This is a genomic window from Streptomyces sp. M41, from assembly GCF_043673425.1.
Taxonomy (GTDB): domain Bacteria; phylum Actinomycetota; class Actinomycetes; order Streptomycetales; family Streptomycetaceae; genus Streptomyces.
The window spans coordinates 25,916-50,596 of the sequence record NZ_JBIMKE010000010.1 but is presented as its reverse complement, the minus strand read 5'-3'; the positions used below and the strand labels follow the sequence as shown (position 1 = coordinate 50,596).

At 68.6% G+C, this 24,681-nt stretch carries 21 protein-coding genes and 2 pseudogenes; 10 read left to right on the top strand and 13 right to left on the bottom strand.

The features are described 5' to 3' along the window. Positions 1–61: 61 nt before the first annotated feature. Positions 62–232, bottom strand: coding sequence for a hypothetical protein (locus ACHBTE_RS15595; RefSeq protein WP_394724407.1), 171 nt, complete (start codon positions 230–232; stop codon positions 62–64). 1,431 nt (positions 233–1,663) lie between these two features. On the opposite strand from ACHBTE_RS15595, the gene ACHBTE_RS15590 reads away from it, so the two are divergent. The 3 genes from ACHBTE_RS15590 (at position 1,664) to ACHBTE_RS15580 (ending at position 5,461) form a co-directional block, all read left to right on the top strand. Then, on the top strand, positions 1,664–2,917 hold the full coding sequence (locus ACHBTE_RS15590) for a lactonase family protein (RefSeq protein WP_394724406.1): 1,254 nt from the start codon (positions 1,664–1,666) through the stop codon (positions 2,915–2,917). Positions 2,918–3,341: 424 nt separating this feature from the next. Next, positions 3,342–4,940 carry a DUF1996 domain-containing protein gene (locus ACHBTE_RS15585; protein ID WP_394724405.1) on the top strand — a complete coding sequence of 533 codons (1,599 nt, stop codon included), beginning with the start codon at positions 3,342–3,344 and terminating at the stop codon, positions 4,938–4,940. A gap of 368 nt (positions 4,941–5,308) precedes the next feature. Then, entirely contained in the window at positions 5,309–5,461 is a 153-nt protein-coding gene (locus ACHBTE_RS15580) for a hypothetical protein (protein WP_394724404.1), read from the top strand. 514 nt (positions 5,462–5,975) lie between these two features. Here the strand turns inward: ACHBTE_RS15580 and ACHBTE_RS15575 are convergent. Beyond that, complete coding sequence (locus ACHBTE_RS15575) at positions 5,976–6,233, bottom strand: hypothetical protein (RefSeq protein WP_394724403.1); 258 nt, start codon at positions 6,231–6,233, stop codon at positions 5,976–5,978. Positions 6,234–6,741: 508 nt separating this feature from the next. Between ACHBTE_RS15575 and ACHBTE_RS15570 the strand changes: the two genes are divergently transcribed. Next, positions 6,742–8,088: a phosphatase PAP2 family protein gene (locus tag ACHBTE_RS15570; RefSeq protein ID WP_394724402.1), complete on the top strand. Its 1,347-nt coding sequence runs from the start codon at positions 6,742–6,744 to the stop codon at positions 8,086–8,088. 65 nt (positions 8,089–8,153) lie between these two features. On the opposite strand, the gene ACHBTE_RS15565 is transcribed toward ACHBTE_RS15570, so the two are convergent. Continuing rightward, the gene (locus ACHBTE_RS15565) at positions 8,154–8,573 is read right to left on the bottom strand and encodes a hypothetical protein (RefSeq protein ID WP_394724554.1); all 420 of its coding nucleotides are present in this window, start codon (positions 8,571–8,573) and stop codon (positions 8,154–8,156) included. Between ACHBTE_RS15565 and ACHBTE_RS15560 the strand changes: the two genes are divergently transcribed. After that, on the top strand, positions 8,535–8,753 hold the full coding sequence (locus tag ACHBTE_RS15560) for a hypothetical protein (protein WP_394724560.1): 219 nt from the start codon (positions 8,535–8,537) through the stop codon (positions 8,751–8,753). The genes ACHBTE_RS15565 and ACHBTE_RS15560 overlap by 39 nt on opposite strands. 1,064 nt (positions 8,754–9,817) lie before the next feature. On the opposite strand, the gene ACHBTE_RS15555 is transcribed toward ACHBTE_RS15560, so the two are convergent. Further along, a complete protein-coding gene (locus ACHBTE_RS15555) occupies positions 9,818–10,921 on the bottom strand; it encodes an AI-2E family transporter (RefSeq protein WP_394724401.1) in 1,104 nt (367 codons plus the stop codon). A gap of 130 nt (positions 10,922–11,051) precedes the next feature. Next, positions 11,052–11,174, bottom strand: coding sequence for a hypothetical protein (locus tag ACHBTE_RS15550; RefSeq protein WP_394724400.1), 123 nt, complete (start codon positions 11,172–11,174; stop codon positions 11,052–11,054). 517 nt (positions 11,175–11,691) lie between these two features. Between ACHBTE_RS15550 and ACHBTE_RS15545 the strand changes: the two are divergent. Next, positions 11,692–12,104: pseudogene (locus tag ACHBTE_RS15545) on the top strand (LLM class flavin-dependent oxidoreductase); the annotation flags it as partial. Between the two features lie 178 nt (positions 12,105–12,282). Here the strand turns inward: ACHBTE_RS15545 and ACHBTE_RS15540 are convergent. The 7 genes from ACHBTE_RS15540 to ACHBTE_RS15510 all read right to left on the bottom strand — a co-directional run bounded on the left by ACHBTE_RS15540 (position 12,283) and on the right by ACHBTE_RS15510 (position 20,093). Then, positions 12,283–15,057, bottom strand: coding sequence for a fumarate reductase/succinate dehydrogenase flavoprotein subunit (locus tag ACHBTE_RS15540; protein ID WP_394724399.1), 2,775 nt, complete (start codon positions 15,055–15,057; stop codon positions 12,283–12,285). Positions 15,058–15,068: 11 nt separating this feature from the next. Then, on the bottom strand, positions 15,069–15,836 hold the full coding sequence (locus ACHBTE_RS15535) for an ABC transporter ATP-binding protein (protein WP_394724398.1): 768 nt from the start codon (positions 15,834–15,836) through the stop codon (positions 15,069–15,071). Beyond that, the gene (locus ACHBTE_RS15530; RefSeq protein WP_394724397.1) at positions 15,820–16,704 is read right to left on the bottom strand and encodes an ABC transporter permease; all 885 of its coding nucleotides are present in this window, start codon (positions 16,702–16,704) and stop codon (positions 15,820–15,822) included. Before ACHBTE_RS15530 ends, ACHBTE_RS15535 begins: the two co-directional genes overlap by 17 nt. Next, positions 16,701–18,044 (bottom strand): ABC transporter substrate-binding protein, encoded by a 1,344-nt coding sequence (locus ACHBTE_RS15525; protein WP_394724396.1) that lies wholly within the window; start codon positions 18,042–18,044, stop codon positions 16,701–16,703. The genes ACHBTE_RS15530 and ACHBTE_RS15525 overlap by 4 nt, the downstream gene beginning before the upstream one ends. 36 nt (positions 18,045–18,080) lie before the next feature. After that, positions 18,081–18,308, bottom strand: coding sequence for a ferredoxin family protein (locus tag ACHBTE_RS15520; protein ID WP_067240494.1), 228 nt, complete (start codon positions 18,306–18,308; stop codon positions 18,081–18,083). Between the two features lie 54 nt (positions 18,309–18,362). Continuing rightward, positions 18,363–19,151 carry a GntR family transcriptional regulator gene (locus ACHBTE_RS15515; RefSeq protein WP_394724395.1) on the bottom strand — a complete coding sequence of 263 codons (789 nt, stop codon included), beginning with the start codon at positions 19,149–19,151 and terminating at the stop codon, positions 18,363–18,365. Between the two features lie 498 nt (positions 19,152–19,649). Next, positions 19,650–20,093: a transposase gene (locus tag ACHBTE_RS15510; RefSeq protein WP_394724553.1), complete on the bottom strand. Its 444-nt coding sequence runs from the start codon at positions 20,091–20,093 to the stop codon at positions 19,650–19,652. Positions 20,094–20,906: 813 nt separating this feature from the next. On the opposite strand from ACHBTE_RS15510, the gene ACHBTE_RS15505 reads away from it, so the two are divergent. Both ACHBTE_RS15505 and ACHBTE_RS15500 read left to right on the top strand, forming a co-directional pair. Further along, positions 20,907–21,473 (top strand): hypothetical protein, encoded by a 567-nt coding sequence (locus ACHBTE_RS15505; RefSeq protein ID WP_394724394.1) that lies wholly within the window; start codon positions 20,907–20,909, stop codon positions 21,471–21,473. A 122-nt stretch (positions 21,474–21,595) separates the two neighbouring features. Beyond that, positions 21,596–22,448, top strand: a protein-coding gene (locus tag ACHBTE_RS15500) for an IS5 family transposase (protein WP_394724552.1) whose coding sequence is annotated in 2 segments (ribosomal slippage) — positions 21,596–21,634 and positions 21,636–22,448 — 852 coding nt in all. Because the reading frame shifts where the segments join, the coding sequence is not laid out codon by codon here. 796 nt (positions 22,449–23,244) lie between these two features. Here ACHBTE_RS15500 and ACHBTE_RS15495 read toward each other — a convergent pair. Then, positions 23,245–23,712: a hypothetical protein gene (locus ACHBTE_RS15495; protein WP_394724551.1), complete on the bottom strand. Its 468-nt coding sequence runs from the start codon at positions 23,710–23,712 to the stop codon at positions 23,245–23,247. A gap of 90 nt (positions 23,713–23,802) precedes the next feature. Here ACHBTE_RS15495 and ACHBTE_RS15490 point away from each other — a divergent pair, with 90 nt between their 5' ends. Both ACHBTE_RS15490 and ACHBTE_RS15485 read left to right on the top strand, forming a co-directional pair. Continuing rightward, on the top strand, positions 23,803–24,159 hold the full coding sequence (locus ACHBTE_RS15490; RefSeq protein ID WP_394724393.1) for a MerR family transcriptional regulator: 357 nt from the start codon (positions 23,803–23,805) through the stop codon (positions 24,157–24,159). A 151-nt stretch (positions 24,160–24,310) separates the two neighbouring features. Beyond that, positions 24,311–24,492: pseudogene (locus ACHBTE_RS15485) on the top strand (IS5/IS1182 family transposase); the annotation flags it as partial. Between the last annotated feature and the right edge of the window lie 189 nt (positions 24,493–24,681).

The following is a 24,681-nucleotide window of genomic DNA, read 5'->3' as shown; positions in this document are numbered from 1 at the left end:
GCAAGCGGAGCCGGTCGTGCGGTGCCATGCGGACTTCCGGACACGGAGAGCCCTCGCGCCGTCACCGGTCGGCAGTGGCCCGTGGGTTGACCTCGCAGCGAGCGATCTCGTCCAGGCGCCCCGTGCTGGCCATGGCTACACGGTAGGTCGCTTTGTCTTTCGCGGGCACCGATACCTGATTGCCGGTGTCGATCATGGTGAGTCCGTGCCTGTCCTTGACGTCGATCTTCACGGTGAAGACGGCGTCGCGGGCGTTCGGATTTCTGATCTCGACGGTCGCGTACGGGTCGTCCGGGCTCGCGCAGCTGATGAGTGTCGCGGTGCCGTCCTTGAGGGGCGGGGCGGTTTCACTGGCGGAGGGGGGGCGTGGTGGGGGTGACACTGTGGGTGGGCTGCGAGCGGTGTGTATCGCCGCCGCGACCGGTGCTCGTTGCGGAGCTCTTCGCGTCGCTGCCAGACGAGCCTTTGGACGAACTGGAGTCGTCGCGGCTCGCATGACCACAACCAGACGAGAACCCGGTCAGGGTCAGCACGACCACAGCCGACATCGCTGTGAACTTGACTCTTCGCCTGCGCATGTACATGCCGCCACCTTACTCACGGTCAGGCGTCCCACCCGCCCTGAGGGGTGTCGAGCGGCAGCCCAACTCACCTCGTACGGGCCGTGCCGGATCCCCCTTCTCCGCATCCAGCACATGCACGCAGCGGCTCTACGTGCACGCCTACACGGCACCGTCCTTGAGGGCGGGGGACTGGTGTTCTCGCTGCCGGTCGCTCGCCTCCAAGGTAGGCCCGCGCGCTCGGAGCGCAGATGCACCGCGACCAGCCGAAGGACGCGGCCGGGTTCGCGGCCCGTTCTCGGGTGTTGGGTCGTGGAGCGGAGCTGGGGATGCACCACGCACGCGTGTCGGGTTGGTCCGCCACTACGTGCGCCTCCCCGCAGCACAGCGAGGGCCTCATCACGGGGGCAGCCATCACTGTGCTGACTCGTCGTCTGCCTCGCCTGCCCTCAGAGGTCACGGTGGCTCGATGCTTCGTTGGTTCCGGTGGAGCGAGGAGCCACTCGAGGTTGGGAGTGCATGTCAGGCATCGTATTTACGGCCTCGTGATCATGAAGGCAGCGAAGCATGTGCGCCTCGAGATGTCGGATTGCGTCGGAAGGGCAAACCGACGGCAACGTGCTGGGGTGGGCCACGGTTGACCGCCCGGCGGAGCAGCTCGCGCGCCGCTGCGACCAGATACTCGCCCATTAGGCAGGTGTAAATGCGGGACACGGGATGGCGAAGATCAACCCGGCCAAGTCAGCCGGCTGCTCCGGGGGCAGGCTGCAACACGCGAGTGGTCTGATGCCAACACCGCTGGCTGGAACTGGAGTTAACCGCCGACGTGCCCGACAGGTCCTGTGATGGGGCCCGAGCAGGGACCGGCCGACGCCGGGACGCGGTCCTGGGCCGGTTCATCGTGCGGTGTGTAGGGGTCATGGGCCCCCGCGCTGGACCCACGGCGACCGTCACGGGGCCGAGCCCCACGGCCGTACCGAAACCTTACGAGACCCTGACGCGGCCGTGATTTCGCACCGGCACCCCTCTCCTTGTGGCCACTGTGGTGCCGTACCGCAGATCGCGGACGGCACCACAGCGGGCACGGCGAAGGGGACTTATCCATGGGTACCGACATCGACAGCGAGCGCGGCCGTACGCGCCGGGCCTCGGGCACGCGCGGCGGTCACCGGGCGAAGCCCAGGTCACGGCGCATCGTCCTGGTCGGCGGGGCCCTCGCCGTCACGGCGGCGACCACCGTGGCCGTGACCGCGGCCTCGGCCCGCCAGGATTCCAGCAGTTCCGCGGGCGCCGATCACGCCCTCTTCGTGCAGGGCAACGAACTGGACGGCAACATCATCCATGTGTTCGCACGAGGAGACGACGGGCGGCTCGGCCCCGCGTCCACCTACGAGACCGGCGGCAAGGGCGGCCATCAGGTCGATGCCCCGACCGACTCACTCGCCTCCCAGGGCTCACTCGTCTACGACGACCGTTCGGGGCTGCTGCTGGCGGTCAACGCCGGCAGCGGCACGGTCACCTCGTTCCGCGTCGAAGGGCAGCGACTGACAGACCGCCAGATCGTCCGCTCCGGTGGGAAGTTCCCGTCGAGCATCGCGGTGCACGGCAAGGTCGCGTACGTGATGAACGCGGGCGGCGCGGGCAGTGTCCAGGGCTTCAGAATCACGGGCGAGGGGCTCAAACCGCTCGTCGGGTCCCACCGCTCACTGGGCCTGAAGAACAAGGATATTCCCAGCTTCGACACCTCACCAGGCGATGTGGCGTTCACCCCCGACGGACGCAACCTGGTGGTCACCACCAAGGGCAACAACTCCGTCGATGTGTTCCCGTTGAAGCGGAACGGCCTCCCGGCCGTCGCCCGGCCGGTCGTCAACAAGTCGGCCGGGGGTGTCCCGTTCGCGATCACCTTCGACGGGACCGGCAAGCGAATGCTCGTCGCCGAGGCCGAGAAGTCCACGGTCACCACGTACAAGGTGACACGCTACGGCAGGCTGAAGGTCCTGCAGAAGCCTCTGGCCAGCGGGCAGGAAGTCCTGTGCTGGTTGGAGCGGGCGGGTAGGTACTTCTACGGCGGCAACACCGGCAACTCCACTGTCACCGGGTACCGCATGGACAAGCACGGCAAGCTCTCCCTGACCAACAAGGTGGGGATCGCCACCCCGCCCTCCGGAAGGTCACAGGGAGTGATCGACCTCGCCGTGACCGAGGACGAGAAGTTCGTCTACGTCCAGAACGCCACCTCGGGCACCGTCGACGGGTTCCGCGTCGAGTCCGACGGTGCTCTCACCAAGGTGACGACGGTCGAGGACCTGCCGGCCTTCGGCGAGTCCGGCATGGAGGGCATAGCCGCGGTCTGAGACAGCGTCTCACGTGCTCTGAGACAGCGTCTCACTTGTCAGGCATGCAATCGAATTCACAGGAAGGAAGGGAAACTGCGCAGCTTTACTGCGCAATACGACTCCACAGTCATTGACTGCGTCATTCGCGCCGAGTCGCCGCCACGGGCGGGAACGGGTAATGCTCAGCATAATTGCTCGTTCAGGGGTGGCGTGGCGCTTCCATCGCAGGGCCCGGAACAGGGAGGTACCGGGCGGGCCGAATCCATCATGCATCAACAACTCTCGGTATTCGAGGCGACGTTGAGGGAAAAGAATCCTCACGTATCTGGCATCAATTTCCGGGGACTTTTGAACACCCCCCAGAAGCCCTTCAAGTGGAAGGGAGTCGATTCACTCCTGCCGGGCACCTCGATGCCCTCGAAATGAAAGTCAGAGGAGTTCCATGGGACGCAACACACGAAAACGTCGTACGCCGCTGGCCACCAAAGCCATAGCCGCATCGGCGGCCCTAGCACTCGGTGGGGGCGGGCTGCTCTGGGCCAATTTCTACGCCTCGGCACACGAGGAGAACTCGGCCAACCAGACGAAGGCCGCGGGCACGCCGATCAGCACGATCCAGTGCCCGGACGTGGGACAGCAGCTCACCGACGTACCGGACGGTGCCCGTCAAGGTGTGGACAAGGAGCTGGCGAACCTCGACGAGCAGATCAGCGAGGCCTACACCCGGCTCGCCTCCACGCGTCAGGCCCAGGCCGGTGACCCGCGCTACGTCGACAATGCCATCCTCGGCCCGCTGAAGTCGAAGCGGACCGCGGCCATCGACCGCATCGGCATCAACATCCGGCGGGTCGGCGGCCAAACCCCTGACACACTCGCCCAGTTGGCCGACTGCAAGGGCATGCCGGCCGACGTCAACGGCAACGGCCAGGGTCAGGGTGGTCAGGGCCAGGACAACGGCGGTGGCGAAGGCCAGGGCCAGGACAACGGCGGTGGCGAAGGCCAGGGCCAGGACAACGGCGGTGGCGAGGGCCAGGGCCAGGGCAACGGCGGTGGTGAGGGCCAGGGCCAGGGAAATGATCTGGACCCGGTGCCCGAGGGCAACGGTGGTCAGGCCGGGAACGGCCCGGTGGCCGCGGACTTCGTCAACATCGAGGACGTCCAGCCGGGCTCCCGCAACCTGCCGAACGGCCTGCCCGCCAACGGGGACGCCGGTTCCACCGGCTCCTTCACCACGAGCTGCGGTGTGAACGAGAACGACCTGTTCAACTCCGACAACCTGATCGTGGCCCCCGGCGTCGACAATGGCGCGCACCACACCCACGACTACGTCGGCAACCAGGGGAACGACGCCTTCTCCAGCGACGACGACCTGGCCCACGCGGAAACCTCGTGCCAGAACCAGGGCGACAAGTCCACCTACTACTGGCCGGTGCTCCGTCTCCAGGACGGCACCGACGAGTTCGACGCCGCCGATGCGGGCGGCGGCGCCGAGGGCAACGTCGGCAAGATCCTGAAGGCCGAACAGGCCGAGCTCAAGTTCGTCGGCAACAAGAAGAGCGATGTCGTCGCCATGCCGCAGTTCCTGCGCATCATCACCGGTGACGCCAAGGCCTTCACCAACGGCCTCGCCAACGCCAACACCTCGTTCAGCTGCACCGGCTTTGAGGACCGGCAGGTGACGGACAAGTACGTGATCTGCCCCGAGGGCAGCTCGGTGGTGCGCACGTCCAACTTCCAGAGCTGCTGGGACGGACAGAACACCGACAGCGCCAACCATCGTGATCACGTGGCGTTCGTCCAGGCCGACGGCAGCTGCCCGAACGGCTTCCAGGCCATCCCACAGCTCCAGGCCCGCCTGGTGTACGACGTGCCGGCCCCGACCGTCGAGAACGGTCAGGTGCAGAACCCGTACGCGGTGGACGGCTTCCCGGAGCAGCTGCACAAGCCGATCACCGACCACAACGACTTCATCAACGTCATGGACGAGGACCTGATGAACCAAGTGGTCCAGTGCATCAACAGCGGGCAGGACTGCGACTGACAGGCCGATGAGAAGCCGGCGGTGGGTGCTCCCACCGCCGGCTTCTCCGTACTCGTTGCTCGCGAGGCCCGCTCACGGCGCGTACCTGGCGCGCCAACTCTGCGCGCAACGCCGTGGGGGCGGCGGAGCCCTCGTGCGGCCGGTGGGCTGGTGGGACATGACGTCGACCGCGAGCCGTAACGCGGTGAGGGACAGTCTTCCGCTGGTCTCCATGTCCATCAGGTGTCGCGCGGAAGTCGTACGCGTCCCAAGTCCGACGAACATCCCGATCTGCTCCGGCAGTTTTTCAACCGAGGGAATCAGACCACCGGCGAACAGCAGCCGGCGCTGGCGAAGCCGGTTCCTCGGACGTTCAGCGACAAACCCAGGTGATCGCCGGGTGGAGCGAGCTGTACTGGCTGGCCGCCGACGCGCTCGTGAACAAGGAAGCAGAGCTCTACAGCCGGTTCGGCGGGCAGCCGGGAAAGAACTGGCGCCAGTGGGTGGTGGTCCAGCGGGTGCAGGAGAGACCGAGAACGTGACCTCCCTATCGCTAAACCCGTCGACGATCCCCGGTGCTCGTCGGGGCGCGGCATGGCTGGGTGCCGTTCATGGACCGGGTGTGCCTGGCCTGCGTAGAGCTCGTACTGGGCGAGTCACCGTTCAGCGGTGGAGGCCGGCTGTACAACGTGTGCGAGCTTCCGGCGAACCTGGTTGGTGCTGTGCGCGAGCGCTTCTATCGGGTCGCCCTACCCGATTGCCCAATGTGGATGGGGCCGGAGGACTCTCCAGTACGTTGGTACTCCGCCCCGGGGCAGGTGCTACGCCCGACGGCTTGGGCGCCCAGAGCCGGCTGCACATCCGGGGCCGGACCCGCGCCGACTTGGAGGCTGTCTGCGAGACCGTCCCCGGGCCGTGGGTCCTGGGACGGAACGAGTCACTGGACGCCGAACCACAGCCCGTCTGAACGCGGAGGATCGGAGGCCGCTGAGACGTCGCGAGCGGGTGAGGTCGTCCAAGTGTTCTCTGGGCTGACGCCGGGGGGTGCGATGACCCTCAGACGAAGCCGTTGTGGCTGAGTCTCGAATGAGTGCAGGTGCGCCTCCCACAGGTGTGATTGGGCCCTACGTATTCGTCGCAGGGGCACTGCAAGCAGTACGTGCCGTCCGGGTCGAAGCGCAGTTGGGCCGCGGCAAGTCGTGTGTTGGCGGCGTCCTGGATGCTGCGCATCTGCGTCTCGATGTTGCCGAGTTCGGCTTCGTTATCTGCGTAGGCCTTCTTCTGCTCGTCTGTGAGATCGTACTCGGACTTCATGTTATTTTCCTCATGCCGGGTCTGCTATATCCCTTTTACGATGACTCGATGGCTTTGGGGGCGCATCTCGAACAGCGCCTCGGAACGGCCGGGCGCCGATCTGGGGGCAGGGTGGAGCCGTACGACCCGGCTGCCGGGCAGCGCTTTCGACTGTCTCGGCCGATCACCGAATGGCCCCCACGTCGCCTTACTGGACCCTCTCGCGGGGACCGCACGCTCGGCAGCAATGAGCAGGGTGCGCCACCATGAACGTCCGGCAGCCGCGACCCTGCTCGTCCGAGGCGGGCCGGCACGCGCCTCCCGGACGGCCGCGGGGTGTGGAGCCGGTGGTCAGGGAAGGCCGCCCTGAACGCTCCGATAGCATGTTCGCACCATCGACGATCCACTTCCGTTCCCTGCCAGGAAACCGTGCCCTCCAGTGCAACAGGTTGCCTGGTTCACCTAATAAAAATCTGACAGGCACTTGACATCTATATCATCGCGGGTTTTGTCGCGAATAAACGGCGTAATGGCCGCTGCCGCATGGCGTCGGGCGCGGGTGATGCTGTGGACCACGGCTGCCCTGGCGGCACTTGGCTTCCTCGTCACACTGGAGATCGTCGCGCGTCGCTGCGGCGTACAGGGGCCGTTGACCAATCAGGCGAGGGACCTGATATTCGCCGCCAAGCCGGGCCCGCTGTACGCGGGTATGGCCTTGATGATGGTTGTGCTCACTTGGCGGCAGCGGCTTCTCGCGGCCGGTGTCGCGGTAGGCATCGACGTCGCCTTCGCGCTGGCGCGTTGGGCGATCGACTCCGACGTGCCGGACGGGTACTTTTTCGGCAGTGGCGCATTGTGGGTGATGTTGGGGTGCGGCGTCATCGCTGTCACGCGCCGTACTGGGCAGGAACGTGTGTTGCTGCTGAAGGGCGTGGGGCTGGGTCTGCTGCTGGTCGCCGGCCGCAAAACCGGCGACACCTGGCTGCTCATCACGGCGAAGACCCGCCCCATGGTGCTCGATCCCTATGTGGCCATGGCCGATCACGCACTGGGTGACCCGTCATGGCTGGCGGGCCGGATCGTCGCGGCCACCAGCCCCATCGGCACCCATGTCCTGCAACTCGTCTACGCTCAGCTCGCGGTAGCCGCGGTCGTCGTCGCGCTGTACCAGTTGCGCAACGTGAGGGCCGAGGGCCGCTTCCCGCGCCACCATCTGGTGCGCACCTTCCTGGTGATCGGCCTCCTCGGACCGGCCTGCTACATGATCTTCCCGGTGGTCGGGCCCGTCTTCGCCTACGGCCCGGGCGCTTCCGGAACCGGAGGCGTGCAGTGGGCGCTGGCCGACCTATGGCCCCACACACCGCCACCGCTCACTATCCCGCAGCCCATGCCGTACGACGGGATCACCCCGCGCAACTGCATGCCCAGCCTGCACACAGCGTGGGCCACCGCGATCTTCATCCATACCCGCAAGGGCCCACGGCTTCTGCGATACGCCGGCACGTTCTGGCTGATCGCCACGCTCGCCGCAACACTCGGCTTCGGCTACCACTACGGCGTCGATCTCATCGTCGGTGTGGTCTTCGCGCTCACGATCGAGGCAGCGCTGCGTGCGCAGGAACGCGACTGGGATCGGTCGGGAATTCGGCTGGTCACCTATGGCACGGTCGTTTTCGTATCGCTCTTGGCGTGCTATCGCTATGTGCCGATGGAGATGGCCGAACAGCCCCGAATATTCGGACCGGTTCTGATTCTGGCCCTGGCCTCGGTCATCTACGGCTACGTGCAAACCACCCGGTTCTGGGAGAAGAACGCCGCACCGGCGCGGCAATCAGAACCGCAACCCGAGCCGGTGAGCCATGTTGCCTCCGGCTGAGAGCGGCCCGTTCCCCGAGCCGAGCCCCGTCGCCGCGCTGCCCGTCCCAACGAGGAGCGTGCGGCTCAGGAGATGGACGAGCAGCGTCTGAGGGGGAGTACAAGAGAACGCTCAATCAGTCGCGGGCTGACAGAGCAGGCCCGTACCGCACCAGTTCCACCGGCGGTACCACTGGCCGCGTGCCGCGAAGACGCGGGCGTCCGCAGAGTGCCCCGGTGTGTAGGAGCTGTCCCTCTCCGCTTTGAGGTTCTTGCGGCCACCCTCGGCACCCGTGGAAAGAGCCCCACCCTGACGACGACGTCGCGGTCGGATCCGGCTTCGAAGGTCACCCAGGCGCCGTTGCCGCCCTCGCCGGCCGCGTTGCGCTCACTCGGAGCCGGCGTGGTCGCGCGCCAGGTGCCGTGCGGGGTGAACGGTCTGTCGAAGGTCGCCGTGAAGTAGACGGTGTGACGGTCCTTGCCCGCGTAGAAGTCGCCCGCCTCCACACGGCCCTCGACCGCACGGTCGCCGACGACATGGAACGGCCGAGCCACGAAGCCCAAGGAGAGGGAAGCACCCTCTTCCTGGGCCGTCGGCAGCCGGAGCGGGCAGCGAGGGAGACCCGCGGACGTGTCCTCGCCGACAGCGGTGTCGCCCTCTCCACCCGTGGGCAGGACTGGTCGTGACGAGCGCGGCCTCCGTCGCTGTCATAGTGGTGGGCCACGACCCCTCGTCGGTGTGGATCATGGCGGTGCTCGTGCTGTCGAGCGACCGAAGAACGACTCGGCATAACCCGGGACCTCCACGAGGTCATCCGCCACCAGGTCGCGATGCTGAGCATGCATCTCGGCGCCGCGGAAATCGGACTGCCCGAAGACGCCGAGTCCTCCCGGCAGGGCCTCCTTCCGCCACGGCCAGCGCCCGCACCGTCGTCGTCGAAACGCGCATCCTCGCGCTCCTCCGCCTCGGGGACGAGGTCTCCGGCGACGAGGCCACGGCCCATCGCGGTGCTCAGTGGCCTGCAAGGACGTGTCGCCTCTTTTGAAAGCATCGGCCTCGACATCCGACCCTCGATCGACCTCCCTCGCCGGTTTCGTGGAGCCCAACGTCGGTGTGGCATCTACCGGGTCGTTGAAGAAGCACTCACGAAATGCCTACCGGTATGGAGAGGGGACGGCCACGGGGGAAGTGCGGGAGCTCGACGGCAGGCTCCGCGTCGTCACCGTGGAGACCCGCGGCGGTCGCTCGTCCCGCCGCTCCGACCGGGCAGCGGCCTCGGACTCGTGGGGATGCGTACGCCTCGAGTTCCAGCGGGCGGTCTCGCGGTTCCGCCGCTGCCTGGACGCCCCGCGCACGTGTGCACCCAGCCGCTGGACCTCGCGCAGAAGGTCGGCACGTTCAAGATGGGCCCGTCGCCCTGGGTGGCACCCAGCTCGCAGCGAACGCCGCGGGGTATACGTGCTGAGCTACGGCCGCCTGGTCGACAAGGAGCAGCGGATCGAGGCCCGGATCGCCGCGCTGGAGGCCCAGGCCACCGCTCAGCCCGCCGACGCGGATGCCGTCGGCACCGTCGGGTGAGGGCCTTCGCCATCGACGACAAGGACACCGTTCTGCCTGCCGAGTTGGTTGGACCTCCCGCGAGCAACGTACATCCAAGTTCCCTCGGCCTCGCTGGCCGCACGGTTCCCGCGTTGCGGCTGTTGCATGCTTCGCGGCGTGGGGCCGGCCGGTGCGCGGCGACCGAGTTTCGCTACGCCGGGACGCCCATCGGTTCCTCGTCCGACTCCTCGTTGGGCTCGCTCAGTTGGTCGCGCAGGTAGTTCCAGACGACCGCGATCAGCGCGGCGACGGGTACGGCAAGGAGACTGCCCACGATGCCGGCCAGGCTGCCGCCAAGCGTCACGGCCAAAAGGACCACTGCCGCGTGCAAACCGAGCCCACGGCTTTGGATCACCGGCTGGAACACGTTGCCCTCTAGTTGCTGTACCACGACGATGATGCCCAGCACGATCAGCGCGTCGGTCAGGCCGTTGGAGACCAGGGCGATGAGAACCGCGACGAGACCGGCGAACAGGGCGCCGATGATCGGCACGAACGCGGAGACGAAGGTCAGCACCGCCAGCGGCAGCACCAGCGGTACCCCTATGATCCACAGGCCGAGCCCGATCAGGACGGCGTCGAGCAGCCCGACGGCCGCTTGGGATCGTACGAACGAGCCCAGGGTGTCCCAGGATCGTGCGGCCACGGTCGGGACGTCGGTGGCGAGCCTGCCGGGCAACTGGCGAGCCAGCCACGGCAGGAACCGCGGTCCGTCCTTCAGGAAGAAGAACATCAGGAAAAGCGCGAGGACGGCGGTGATCAAGCCGTTGACCACGGTGCTCACTCCCGTGACGACCGCGGTGACCATGCTGCCGAGGCCGTCCTGTGCGCGGGCGACCGCCGTGTCCATGGCCTTGGTGATCTGATCGTCGCCGACGTTCAACGGCGGCCCGGCGGCCCACTCGCGCAGCCTCTGAAGACCCTCGACCACTCCATCGGTCAGCTCGCCGGACTGGGACGCCACCGGCACCGCGATCAGCGCCACGACGCCCACGCAGACCAGGAGGAACAGTGCGGTCACGGCCGACGCGGCCAGGGCGGGCGACCACCCGTGACGACGGAGGAAACGAGCCGGGGGCCAGGTCAGTGTGGTGAGGAGCAGACCGATGACGAGCGGCCAGACCACCGACCATATTCGGCCCAGAAGCCACAGCGCCGCTGCGAGCATCACGAGGACCAGTAGCAGCTCCACGGAGATACGCGCCGATGTACGGAGCGCGGCTCTGGCTCTCGTGGGACTCAATGTGACAGACATGGGGTCACCTTATTGGTGCCCAGGTGATACCGGTCATGGGCGGTTGCGGCCAGGCCGCGGGCCGACGGGCTCGCCTGCCTCTGCCTGGCGTGTCTGAGGTGGTCCACCCGGTATGGGCGGGCAGGCGGTCCTACGGCACCGGACGCTGCGGGATGTCGGTCGGCGGGGAGTCCGTCGGCGGGGACTCCTGCCCGCCCATGTCGAGCCGGAACGGCGGGTAGTGGTCCGTCGGCCACGCGTCGTGGGAGGCCACCGGGGCGACCCGGCGCGCCAGAACCGCCGAACGGCTTCGTCCGTCAACCTCGCACGCACAGCACTGCGACGGCGGCGCAATACCCGACGGTGGTGACCCGCCTGTGTACCGGGCGCTGGGAGACCCAACGGGGGGACAGCCGCGTGTTTCGTGGAGCCCTTCTTTGCCCTGAGCAAGAAACGCGCAGCTGCCTCACGCGTAGGCATGGGACGGGGTCAGCAGCACTCGCTCGAGCCCCTGACGACGGCACTGTGCCCGCTCCCGAGCGTTGTGCCGCCGCGACGGCCGGTACACGGCGGCCGTCTGCTCTCCCGGATTCCTCACATCATGCCGCTCCCCGCGGTCCGTTCAGGCAAAGCCAACACGCCACCGCAAACCCTCAGCCCAGGGAGCTGAGTCTCGGGCGCGTAGCCGTGGTCCGGATCGGGCATGGGCAGGGGTGGGACCTGCAAGATCGTCGCGCCGTACACATTCAGGGACTGCCGGCTCGTCGCAAGCGTTCGCAGGCCCGGACACGATCGCACCAGCGTTCCTCGACCTCGGCCTGGGCCGCTCGGGAGGCCGCCCGCCGGCACAACCGACCGCAGCCCCCGCGACCGTGACCCCCGTCGTGGACGGCCGGGCCCCGAACGGCCTGCTGATCCCGCCCCTCTTCTCCTTCAAACGCCTCTCGGCTCACCCCGCATCGCCCTGCAGCGCAAGCTGCTCCTGCTGCCCGGTGCCCAGTCGCAGGACTACGCCCAGCAGATCGACGACATCCTCGCCCTGCTGGCCGCCACCTACCGGACCCCGGAGGGCATCGAGGCACACACCGTGCCGGGCGAGGGCGCCGACGTCGAGGTGTGGATCCTGGGCAGCAGCGGCGGCCAGAGCGCCGAGGCCGCGGGCGCGCGGGGGCTGCGGTTCGCCGCACGGCGGCGGCGCGGACCTCTTTGATCTGCTCGGTGACGCCGTCGAAGTCCGGATCGAGCACCACCGGCTTCCCTCGGCCTCGGCGCACAGCCGCGGCAGCTCGGTCAACCTCCGTATGGCTTATGCGGGCCCTTGTCCGTACGGCCCACGTCGCTGCCCGCGCTCCGGAGCTGTCGTCTGCGTCGCAGCGGTTCGCTCACAAGGCCCGGGCCGCATAGGCCCTGACGTCCGCGTCCGTGTCCGTCGTCGCCGTGGCCAAGGCCGCCCGGGCGTCCTCGGTGGCACGGTGCCGGGTCAGTGCCGCCACGGCGGCCTTGCGGACATCGGCGTTGGAGTCGGCGAGGGCCTTGGCGAGGGCGGGTACGGCGAGGCCGGGGGCCGCGAGGCAGAGGGCGGTGGCCGCGCCGGCCCGCACTTGCCAGGCCGGGTCGGACAGGGCCGCGTCCGCGCGTGCGGCCAGGGGCGCCGGGCAGCCGGTCGTGCCCAGTGCTTCGTAGGCGGCCGCACGCACCAGGGCGTCGGGATCGGCGATGAGTTCGGTGAGGGCCGCAAGGACCATGTCGGGTCCGGGGCCGCCCGACGTGCTGTCGTCGAACTGGCCCGCGGTCACAGTGGCCAGGGCCTTGGCGATGGTGACGCGGACCTCGCGGGACGGCTCGCAGGTCGCCGCGCGGGCCAGCTCTCCGGCGGCGTCGACCGACACGAGTGCTCGCACGGCCGCGACACGCACGGCGATGTCCGCGTCCGAAAGGGAGCCCGCGAACAGCCCGGTGTCACCGAGGCGCAGGGTACGCAGGACGTCGAGGGCGGCGGCACGGGCGACGGGATCGGCTTCGGACAGGGCGGCGACGAGGCCGTCGCGCAGGGCTGGTTCAGGGTCCAGCGTCTCGACCAGTTCGCGCAGTGAGGCGGCCGCGGCAGCGCGGACGCCGGCGTCGGGGTCGGCGAGCGTGGCGGCCAGTGCCGGTCCGGTGCCCGGCGGCACCGTCTCCGTCAGCACGGTGACCGCCGTTCGGCGAACGGTGGGCTCGGGGTCTGTCAGGTAAGGGGCGAGGGCGCAGAGCCGGGGCTCGTCCTCCGCGAGGGAGAGCAGTTCGAGCAGGCGCGGTGTGGCCGGCGTGTCCGTGCCGGAACCGGGGCGGGCGGTCGAATCGGCCAGGGCGGGCTTTTGCCGTATCGCCGCCGGCGCCGCCTCCCGGGCCCCAGCGGTCGCCACCTGTTCCGGGTGGACCTCGCCGAGGCGGCGGGAGGGCCCGCCGATCGCGGTGAGACCGTCGACCGGGACCAGATAGGGAGCCACGGGACGCGCCGTGAACTCCATCGCACCGGTGGGGGACTTGCGCAGATCGAGGTGGTGGAACCAGGACGCGTCGTCACGGTGGGGGTGGTCGAGACGGTCGTGGTAGAGGCCCCAGCGGGACTCCGTGCGGGCCAGGGAGGCCCGCGCGGCCATCTCCGCGCAGTCGCGGATGAAGCTCACCTCCGCGCAGCGCATCAGCTCGTGCGGGGTGCGGGCGCCCATCGTGGCGATGTCGTCGTGCATCCGCTCGAACGCCTCCAGGGCCAGCGACAGCCGGGCACCGGACTTCGGCGGTGCCACGTAGTCGTTTACGAAGCGGCGCAGCTTGTACTCGACCTGGGGCTGCGGCGGGCCGTCGGGGTTGCGCAGCGGGCGGTAGATCAGCTGGTGCGCCTGCTTCAGCTGGTCGAGGGGCAACTCCCCTTCGTACGGCGTGTACTGGGACGCGTCCGCGCCCGCCAGGTCCCCGAAGACGAAGGCGCCGATCATGTAGTTGTGCGGGACGCAGGCCAGGTCCCCGGCGGCGTACAGGCGGGGGACGGTCGTACGGGCGTGGTCGTCGACCCGTACTCCCGAGGCCGAGTGGCCGCCGCACAGGCCGATCTCGGAGATGTGCATCTCCACGTCGTGGGTGCGGTAGTCGTGGCCCCGGCCGGAGTGGAAGGTGCCTCGTGTCGGGCGCTCCGTGGAGTGAAGGATCGACTCCAGGGCCGAGATCGACTCCTCCGGGAGGTGGCTCAGCTTCAGGTAGACCGGGCCCCGGCCGCTCGCGACCTCCTCCGCGAACTCCGCCATCATCTGGCCCGACCAGTAGTCGGAGTCGACGAAGCGCTCACCGTGCCGGTTGACCTGGTAGCCGCCGAAGGGATTGGCGACATAGGCGCACGCGGGGCCGTTGTAGTCCTTGATCAGCGGGTTGATCTGGAAGCACTCGATGCCGGTGAGTTCCGCGCCGGCGTGGTAGGCCATGGCATAGCCGTCGCCCGCGTTGGTCGGGTTCTCGTACGTGCCGTACAGGTAGCCCGAGGCAGGCAGACCGAGCCGGCCGCAGGCGCCCGTCGCCAGGATCACGGCACCCGCGCGGATGGTGACGAACGCGCCCGTACGGGTGTGAAAGCCCACCGCTCCGACGGCCTTCCCTTCTGCCGTCAGCACCCGCACCGGCATCACACGGTTCTCGATGCGGATCCGCTCCCGCATCTCCCGGCGCCGCAGCTGCCGGTACAGGACCTTCTTGACGTCCTTGCCCTCCGGCATCGGCAGCACGTAGGAGCCCGAGCGGTGCACCTGGCGGACGGCGTACTCGCCGTGCTCGTCCTTCTCGAACTTCACGCCGTACGACTCCAGCCGCTGCACCATGGCGAAGCCGCGGGTAGCGGTCTGGCGGACGGTGGACTGGTCGACGATGCCGTCGTTGGCGCGGGTGATCTCGGCGACGTAGTCGTCGGGTTCCGCGCGGCCGGGGATGACCGCGTTGTTGACGCCGTCCATGCCCATCGCGAGCGCGCCCGAGTGGCGGACGTGGGCCTTCTCCAGGAGCAGCACGTCCGCGCCGTGCTCGGCGGCGGTCAGGGCCGCCATGGTGCCGGCGGTGCCGCCGCCGATGACGAGGACGTCGCAGCTGATCTCCTCGGCGTCGGTGAGGGCCGGGATCTGCAGGGGGGTGTCCACCAGGGTGCCTTTCAAGAACCGAGTGACGTGAGGACTTCGTGCCGCAGGGCGATACGGGCGGGATGGTCGCGGGCGGCGCGCTCACGCGGGCGCGGTACGTCCCGTACGGCGATGAGGCGGCCCGCGCCCAGCAGGGCCACGCGGTCGCCGAGGAACAGGGCCTCGTCCACGTCGTGGGTGACGAAGACGACGGTGGCGCCCGTGCCGCGCAGCACCTCCACCAACAGGTCCTGCATGCCGGCGCGGGTCTGGGCGTCGAGGGCGCCGAACGGTTCGTCCATGAGGACGGCACGGGGCGCCCCCGCGAGGGCCCGGGCCAGTTGGGCGCGCTGACGCTGGCCACCGGAGACGCGGTGCGGCAGGTGCCGGGACTGCTCCGTCAGCCCGACGCGGGTGAGCCATGCCTCTGCCTGGGTACGGCATTCGGCGCGGGGCAAGCCCTTGATGGCGAGGGGAAGTTCGACGTTCGCGCGCAGGGTGCGCCAGGGGAGCAGGGCGTCCTCCTGGAACACGAGGGCGCGTTCGGCGGACGGGGCGGTCAGGGGGCGTCCGTCCTGCATGATCCCTCCGGAGAGCAGGGGCAGAAGTCCGGCCAGCGTGCGCAGGAGGGTCGACTTGCCACAGCCGGAGGAGCCGACGACGGTCAGGATCTCTCCGGGGGCCACATCAAGGTCCACCTTGTCCAGCACGGGCGCGCCGCGGCGTCCGAGAGCGGCGTCGTGCAGGGCGAGGCGGGTGCCGGTGCGCGACGGTGAACGGACGTCAGACGAGCTGGTCATGAGACACGTCCTCCTTGGGCCTGGGGCCGACCGGTGCGGGGGAAGGGGCTTCGCGCGTCCGCCGCGGAAGGCGCGCGCCGGGGACGTACGACGTGCGCGGCAGCCAGCGGGTCAGGCGGCGGCCCAGCAGCTCCACGGCCGTGGAGGTGAGCCAGCCGAGGACGCCGATCGTGACCATCCCGACGAAGACACCGGGGTAGTCGACGATCGTGTAGTCCTGCCATGTGCGGTAACCCACGCCGTACTGGCCGGAGATCATCTCGGCGGAGATCACGCAGATCCACGAGACACCGATGCCGACCGACAGGCCGCCGAAGACGCCGGGCAGGGCGCCCGGCAGGACGACCGAGCCGAGGATCCGCCACCGGCCGCCGCCCATCGTCAGCACGGCCTCCTCCCACACGGGCGTCAGCGCACGGACGGCGTGCCGGGTGGAGACCAGGACCGGAAAGAAGGCGGCGGTGAAGGTGATGAAGACGATGCCCTGTTCGTTGGAGGGGAACAGCAGGATCGCGACGGGAACCAGGGCGATCGCCGGGATCGGACGGACCACCTCCAGCAGTGGGCCCAGCAGGTCCTCGGCCAGTCGGGAGCGTGCCACGAGCACGCCCCCTGCCACACCCAGCACCGCCGCCAGCAGGAATCCGGTGAGGATGCGGGTCAGGCTGTCGGTGAGGTCCGTCCAGTAGTCGGCCCCGGCGAGACGGCCGGCGAAGGCGTGGGCGACGTCGGCGACCGTGGGGAACTGCGAGAAGCGCAGCCACAGGTCGACGTCCAGACTGGTCAGGAGCTGCCACAGGCAGACGGCGGCGGCGAGGGCGGCTGCCCGCAGTGCGTACCGGGCGGCTCGTGGTGCGGGCCCGCTCACGCGGCACGCTCCAGGGCGTCGGCATATGTGACGGCCTGTGCTCCGTCGTGTCCGTCCACGTAGGCCTGCGCGGTCGCGGGGGCGACGAACGGCAACAGCTGCTCACCGTCGGCGACCCACACCGCCTTGTCGGCGAACCAGAGGGTGCCGGTGGTGGCGTCGGGGACGTAGGCGGCGCGGATGCCGTCGGAGTGCGCGGCCACGTAACCGAGCAGCTCCGCCGGGGACTTGAAGGTCCTGGTCTCCTGGGCGCCCTTCGGCCACACCTCGCTCGCGGCGGCGGGCGGCGTGGCCGCGAGCCGCTTCCCGTACGACGCCCCGAGCGCCTTCTTCAGGTACTGGTCGTCGACGAACGAGTCCACGTCCACGTCGCCGGTCAGCTTCGCCGCCTTCAGGACCGACACGTCCTGCTTCAGCGCGGAGACGAGCTGCGGCTTGACGGCCGGGTCGAAGGTGGAGATGCCATGGGCGCCGTTGTAGAGGTAGACGACCTCGGCGGGCAGACCGGTGGCCTTCGCGACCTTCTCGGCGGCGGCGACGGGGTGGGTGTTGAGGTAGTCGGTGGCCTCGGCCTGGGCCTTGAGGAAGGCCTCCAGGACGGCCGGGCGGTCCTTGGCGAAGTCCTCGCGGGCGGTGACCCCGTGGAAGGTGGGCAGGTTCAGCTGTGCCCCGTCGTACAGGGCCTTCGCCTTGCCCTGGTAGGTGAGCAGGCCGGGCCAGGCGACGAACTGCGACAGCGCGTCCGCACTGCCCGAGGCCAGAGCCGAAGCGCCCACCGCGGGCTGCTGGTTGAGTTTCTCGATGCCGTCGTTCGGGTCGATGCCGGCGCGTTGCAGGGCCCGTACGAGGGTGCCGTCGGCGGCGGAGCCGACGCTGGTGGAGACCTTCTCTCCCTTCAGGTCCTTCAGGGAGGTGAGCTTGGAGTCGGGTGCGGTGACGATGGTGTTGAGGCCACCGCGCAGGTTGTATCCGGTGACCGAGACCAGACGGGTGGGGCGGTTCAGTTGCTTGCCGCGGGCGGCGTTGATGAGCAGCGGGAAGTCGCCCATCGAGCCGATGTCGATCTTCCCGGCGGTCATCTGGGCGGTGATGGGGGCGCCGGTGGCGTAGTCCTGCCAGACGACGTTGTAGGTGACGCCCTCGCCGAGCGCGTTCAGCTGCTTCTCGAAGTAGCCGAGGGAGCGGAGCAGGGTGCCGGCCGTGACCGTGTTGATGGTCTTGGACTGGTAGCCGACGGTGACGGTGACCGTGGAGCCGTCGCCGGCCTCGGCGTCACCGCCGCAGGCGCTGAGCGGGAGCAGCAGGACGACTGCGGATGCTGCGACTGCTGTGCGTTTCATGGTGGTTCGGCCTTTCACCGGAGCAGGTCAAGGGGATCAGCGGAGCAAATAGGGCATGTTGACCGTGACGGCTCCGGTGGGACAGCGGGCCGCGCACGGACCGCAGTACCAGCACTCGTCGACGTGCATGTACGCCTTGCCGCTGTCGGTGTCGATGGCGAGGGAGTCCAGCGGGCACATGTCCACGCAGAGCGTGCATCCGTCGATGCACTTCGACTCGTCGATGGTCACGGGCACGTCGGCCCGCTGGGGCACCAAGGGCATGGCTGTCTCCTGGAAAGTCGCGCTGTGGGTCTTGTTGTGGGGGAGAGGGCGGTGTCAGAGGGAGCGGTGCAGCAGGCCGCTCATCGTGATGCGGTCGCCGCGGAAGCGGATGAACTCCAGGTCTACGGGGCGCCCGTCGGCGAGGTGCGTGAGGCGTTCCAGCATCAGGACGGCCGCACCGCGCGGGGCCTGCAGCACGGCGGCGGAGTGGGCGTCCGCGTTGACCGCCTCCAGCGTGATGTCGGCGCGTCCGAGGCGCTGGCCGGTGAGGGACTCCAGGAGGCGGAAGACGTCGGTGTTCTCCAGGTCGCAGCCGAGCAGGGCCGTGCCGATGTCCAGGGGGATGTAGGTGAGGTCCAGGGACAGGGGGAGGCCGTTCAGGCGGCGCAGGCGTTCGATGTAGAGGACGTCGGTGCCGGGTGGGACGCGGAGGCGCTCGGCGACCAGGGCGGGGGCCGGGACCGGGCCCATGGTGCGGACCTCGTTGGCGACGCGGCCGTGCTCGTGCAGGGTCTCCGCGAGGCCCATCAGCCGGTCGAGCCCATGAGGGTACTTCTGGGCGACGACCACCGTGCCGACGCCGGGGAGGCGCTCCACCAGGCCCTCGGCGCGCAGGAGGTCGAGGGCCTGACGGACGGTGTTGCGGGAGGCCCGATAGTCGGTGGCGAGAGTCGACTCGTGCGGGAGGGTGCCGGCCGGGAAGCCGCCCGTGAGGAGCTGGTGACGCAGGAGGTCGGCGAGCTGGCGTGCCTGGTCCGCGCGCAGCCGACGCCGTGTGCGCTGGGCAGCGACGGTGGGGGCGCCCTGGCCGGCGTGGTCTCGGATGCGGTCGGTGGGTGGCATGCTCGGAACCATACCGATCCGGTAGGGATAGTTGTGTTGCGGAAGTGTTGCGCCACCTGACGCATCGCCGGAGGCGTCGCTGACCTGGGCTTTCGGTGAACGGAACGGAAGATCTGCCAGGGTCCGCCGACACCGGACGGGAGGGCCTGTGCCCGCGCGACTGGAGGAGCTGGAACGAGAGCTCGCCGTGCAGGCCGAGGCGACGAGGGAGTTGCCGCGAGCGTGACCGTGGTGGGTGACCAGCACAGGTAGAAGGGCAGTTCACCGCTGGTGCGGTTGCTGCGGACGAGCAGGTGGCGGTGTTCGTCGACGCCGATGTGTAGCCGGACCCAGTCGTAGCAGCGGGGGCCCTTCGCGCCAGGGCCTGCACCCTGCCGCTGCCAGGCGGTGCCGGGCAAGCGGTCGGCAACGGTGTCTGCACGGACGGGGGTTCGGCCCTGGTTGATCCGCACCCTGGTCGAGCAGGCGACCGGGAGAACGTAGCCGGTCCCCGCGTGTCTACAGGTCGGCGCGCAGCTGCGGGTCCTGGGCGTAGGCTTCGTCGCCGGTCACCCACGGTGCCTGCACGCCGGCGTCCAGTGCGGCGGCGATCATGTCCCAGGGCAGGCGGGGCTTGGTCGCGAACTGCACAGTCTCGGGTATCCCGGCCGCCTGGCGGCGCTCCAGATCGGCGCACCAGGAGCGCCCGGGCAGGTAGAGCCGGCGATCGAACAATGCCCGTACCCGGCTGGTGGCGTAGGCGAGGAAGGCGCCGACCGGGGAGTTCTCGATGCGCCCGGCGGTGCCGGTGCACTGTCGCTGGACGCCCGCCGAAGCCCGGCCCTTCTTCACGAAGCCGGTCTCGTCCTCGATCAGCACACCGCCGTCGGTGCCGAGGTGATCGACGGCGTCGGCGTGGACATCGTCGTGGACGGTATCGGCGTCCCAGCGGGCGTAGTGCAGCAGCCGTTACATCGGCCCCGGCCGGATGTGACCGGTCTGTTCGACCAGTTGCGGGCAGTTCCTCCGCTCTGCTTGCGACAGCAGCCCAAGCAGATAGGCACGGGCACTCGCCCTCGGCTCAACTCGGCCAAAGCGGCCCGCGATCCAGGCCATGACCTGCTCGAACATCGCCCGCCAGCGGGCAGGGGACGACATGTCAGGGTTAGTGGCGCTCCCGAGACCGTGGCTAGTGGAGTGGAGTCTTGATGGCTGATGTGCTCGCGTCGGCCTGGTACGGGACTACTCAACACTGCCCGCCTCCAGCAAGGCGTTCATCTACTTCTCGCGGGCCATGCTCCTCAACTGTCGTCTCGCCCCGGCTCGCTTCTGGGCGCCGGGCCGGGCGGGTTTCAGGTGGGCTGTCGCTGCGTGACCCGGCCCGCCGGCCCGCCGTCGGCCAGCCCCGCTCAGCCAGCCGCCTCGCCTTGCCGGCTTCCTAGACGTCTCACGGGCTCGAGCCGTCAAGTGGCGGGCCAAAGTCGAGCGCAGGATTGGCTGGTGCATGAACGCCCGCCGCGGGCACGCGACTACGGACGCCTGCCCGGCTGAGCCAGCCGCCTGCGCAGACAAACCCCTCGTAGCTCGGGACTCCACAACCCCGCTGGGCGGCGCCGATTCTAATGTGCAGGTGATCAACTCGGCTGAGAGGGCTGAGCCCCAGGTGCAAGTTTTGCGTTGGCCGGGATGGCTATGCGCCTCGGATCTCTGATTTCGGGTGCGCGCTGCTTCGGCGGTGCAGCAAAGTTCGCCACCTGAGAAGGGATTCACGCGAGGTTGCTCAACCGCAAGACCCTCATAGCCGCCGTCTGCGCAGCCGCCGTCGGCTTGGGCGGCGTCAGCACGGCATACGCCGACTTGGACGGCCCTGCCCCCTCAGCTGATTCCGCACCGGCTGCGACGCAAGAGCTGTCCGAGCAGCAGATCGACGAGCTTGCGAAGTACCTGGAAGGGATCTACGACGGAGAGCTGGTCGACAGCGAAGGGAAGTTCGACCACCAGGGCACGACCGACAAGTTCGGCGGCGCGTTCGCCGACGCCGTGGCGTCGGAGCTCGAGAGCCTGAGCTCGCAGTCCCCCACTTCGAGCGAGCGTCCCAGGGTTAAGAGGAGCTGGAAGAGCTACGGCAAGTGCCTGATGGAGGCGGTGGGTTTCGGCGGGCTTGGAAACGCTTCGCAGGCATTCATCAGCAAGCTCAAGAAGAGGCACTTCCGTGATGCCGCCCAGTATCTCACGAAGCAGGCGGCCAAGCGCGGGCTCAAGGTTGCCGGAAGAGGCGGAGTGGTCGGGATAGCTGCCGGGCTCGCTGCCGGATCCGTCTGGTGTGGCTTCAAGGAACTCTGACGAGGAGTCACAGCTGGACCGCTCAGCGAGGCTCCTGGAGGCCCGCCTGCCACCCCTCTGGGAGGGCGGCCCTTGCTCGCGGCTCTTACAGCGGCTAACACAATGAGGTGGATCAGTCCTGGTTGCCGTGCCCGGGACGGGAGTTGAGCGTTCGGTCCGGTTGTGGGGACGTCGCCGTGGATCGTGTCGGATGAGCTGCGGGACCGTGTGGAGCCGCTGCTGCCGCAGCGTGAGCGCAGGTTCCGGTACCCGGGCCGCAAGCCGTTGCCGGACCGGGCGGTGCTGTGCGGGATCTTGTATGTGCTGCACACTGGGATCCGGTGGGAGTACCTGCCCAAGGACCTGGGCTACGGGTCGGGCATGACGTGCTGGCGCAGGCTGCGGGACTGGAACGAGGCCGGCGTCTGGCAGCGGCTGCACGAAGTCCTGCTGGCCGAACTGAACGCGGGCTCGCAGCTGTACTGGTCCCGCTGCGTGGTCGACTCCTCGCATGTCAGGGCGCAAAAAAGGGGGAGCCACGGGGGCCCGTCGCCGGTCGACAGGGGCCGGGCCGGCTCCAAGCATCACCTGATCACCGACGGGCACGGCACCCCGCTCGCGGTCCTGCTGACCGGCGGCAACCGCAACGACGTCACCCAGCTCCTTCCCCTGCTCGACGCGATCCCGCCGGTCCGCGGCCGGGTCGGTCATCCCCGCCGCAAGCCGGACTCGCTGTTCGCCGACCGCGGCTACGACCACGACATCTACCGCGACCAGGTCCGCACTCGCGCCATCGTGGCCGCGATCGCCCGCCGCGGCACCCTGCACGGCACTGGACTGGGCACCTACCGCTGGGTTGTGGAGAAAAGTTTCGCGTGGCTGCACGGCTTCCGGCGTCTGCGCATCCGGTGGGAACGGCGAGCTGACATCCACGAAGCGTTCCTCGAACTCGCCTGCTGCCTCATCACCCATCGGCAGCTCAGGGCGTTGCGCTGACGCCGGAAACGCCGGGCACTCCATGGATGTCCGTGGCTCAAGCCATGATCCGGCCTCATGAGTGACCGATCGCTTGCGCCTGCCTGGCTGGCCTCGTGGACAGACAGAGTTTCCGGGACTCTCACGGCCAAGACAGGCGAGTTCGAGCAGCGGCACGGCTTCCCACCTGGGGCCAACCAGGTGCGGCCGGCCGGCCACGACGATCAAGCCGCGGCGCGCACGCTCGCCCAAGTCACCCCTACACCAACTGACCTGGTCACCTTCTACGACAGCATCGGCGATGTCACCTGGGCGGACGTCGGCAACGCTACTTCCTCGATCCGGCCGGTGACGTCCTGCTGCGGCGCCAGGAGTACGGCGTTGTCGACGTCGGCACGAACCAAAGGCCCATGGCCTGGTCATCGGCTCGAACGGCGGCGGCCTGATCTATGTCGCGGGGCCTGATGGGGTCGTTTACCGGACGCGGACGGCGTCGCTGGACGAACCGGAGGTCGACAAGGTGGCCGATGACCTACGACAGTTTCTGAAGTCGCTGGAGCGCTCCCTGACAAGGTTCAACGCCGACGGCGATCCGGGATACCTGTAAGCGCAGGTCCCAGCGCCCATTCTGTTAGCCGCTGTAAGAGCGTATGATCGTGTCCGCGAACTTTCTGAGGTTCCAGTAGTACTTGCCGAGAAACCAACCAAGTATTCACTGAGCCTTTTTCCAACCTGGTGCGCCGGCACAGCACTTGCTCCCAATGGAGTGACGAGGCCGCTGGCGAATGGGTTTTCGACCAAGAGACTCCTCTGGGTATTACCGGCCCGCGTTGCCGAGCGGTTGTCCGGCAGAGGGGTCCATAAGGTCGGTGCGCCGAGCCCGCCACCACGGCACAAGCTGGACGACGCCGAACGCCACCTCGGCAACGAAGAACAGCCACAGCCAGCGCGGGGCACCGTGTGCCAGCGCATACGCCTGCCACGCGGCGAAAAGTGCGCGCACGATGCCGTCGAACAGCCCGTGTACTGGCAGCGGGTTGATGATCCGGAGGAGCGCCCAGACGACCACCACCGAACCCATCAGATTCGCGTAAAGGATCTCTATCGGGTCGAGGGCAGGCAGGGTGCCCAGCCCGACCGCGTCACCGAGCTTCGACAGCGCGTCGTGCACCATGGCGTAGGTCCACGGCATGGCAAATCCGGCTGTGACCACGAGGTCGTACCAAGCACTTGTGCGTACGACGCTCAGATAGGCGGGGTGGGAAGGGGCGAAGGGACGGATCACTGCGAGGCTCCTGCTGGTCTTCTGCACGGACGCCACGACGGTAAACAGTGGAGTAGTGTCCAAGGTCAAGTCCGCAGTTCAGGGAGAATCGTGCGTATCGGGGAGCTGGCCGCGCAAGCGGGACTGACCAGGGACACCATCCGTTTCTACGAGAAGATCGGTCTCGTCACGGGGCGGCGTCTGGCCAACGGTTATCGCGACTTCCCGCCGGAGGCAGTGCCCTGGCTGCAGTACGTCCGCACCGCACAGACCCTCGGCTTCTCGCTGGCCGAGATCGCACAGACCGGCGAGGAACTGCGGAACGCGCCAGACTCCGCCGAGGTGTTGTCCGCGCTGTTCGAGGAGAAGATCAAGGTTATCGATGCGCGTATGACGCAGCTTGCCGCCCTGCGGGCCGAGCTCGACGCACGTGTTGGCACCGGATGCCCGCTGCGGGCGGCTGGTTGAGCCGGGCGAGCATCGACAAACAGGCCTCGACATCTCAGGGCGTTTTCCAACCTGCTAGCGCCGTGGGCGGGTTGGCCGGCTGGACAACGCGACGAAGCTCCTGGTGGTTGGGGTCACGATCAAGATCACCCATGCTGGCCAGGAGCTGCGTTTGCTGGCCTCTCCGTCGTCGATCGATCTGTCCAGCCGCGCCCTGCGCTATTTGAGCGAGCAATTGCGGCTCGGCGAAACGAGATCGGGACGCGTTGACGGCGGCTTCCCGTCGGCCGGCGGGCTCTGCTTGTGCTTGCCCACCTGCGGTGCGGGGACACATACGGCCAACTCGCCGGGGGAGGGCGAGGGCGAGGGCGAGGTCGTGGGGGTGGTCGAGGGCGCGGGATCGCCCCCTGCCGGCACCCTCGACTCCGCCTCCGCCCCAGCCCTCAGACCTCTCCCCGTCACCGATCCCGTCGGGACCGGAGCCGGTGCCGAGCTTCGAGCCGGGCCGCCGCTCGCCTGAGACCTCCATGTACGGAGGGTGAG

What these genes read in the sequence shown, in the direction of transcription:
- ACHBTE_RS15555 (WP_394724401.1), bottom strand. Translation starts at nt 10,921, where the DNA reads ATGTCTGTCACATTGAGTCCCACGAGAGCCAGAGCCGCGCTCCGTACA.
- ACHBTE_RS15585 (WP_394724405.1), top strand. Translation starts at nt 3,342, where the DNA reads ATGGGACGCAACACACGAAAACGTCGTACGCCGCTGGCCACCAAAGCC.
- ACHBTE_RS15575 (WP_394724403.1), bottom strand. Translation starts at nt 6,233, where the DNA reads ATGAAGTCCGAGTACGATCTCACAGACGAGCAGAAGAAGGCCTACGCA.
- ACHBTE_RS15515 (WP_394724395.1), bottom strand. Translation starts at nt 19,151, where the DNA reads ATGCCACCCACCGACCGCATCCGAGACCACGCCGGCCAGGGCGCCCCC.
- ACHBTE_RS15520 (WP_067240494.1), bottom strand. Translation starts at nt 18,308, where the DNA reads ATGCCCTTGGTGCCCCAGCGGGCCGACGTGCCCGTGACCATCGACGAG.
- ACHBTE_RS15590 (WP_394724406.1), top strand. Translation starts at nt 1,664, where the DNA reads ATGGGTACCGACATCGACAGCGAGCGCGGCCGTACGCGCCGGGCCTCG.
- ACHBTE_RS15535 (WP_394724398.1), bottom strand. Translation starts at nt 15,836, where the DNA reads ATGACCAGCTCGTCTGACGTCCGTTCACCGTCGCGCACCGGCACCCGC.
- ACHBTE_RS15525 (WP_394724396.1), bottom strand. Translation starts at nt 18,044, where the DNA reads ATGAAACGCACAGCAGTCGCAGCATCCGCAGTCGTCCTGCTGCTCCCG.
- ACHBTE_RS15570 (WP_394724402.1), top strand. Translation starts at nt 6,742, where the DNA reads ATGGCCGCTGCCGCATGGCGTCGGGCGCGGGTGATGCTGTGGACCACG.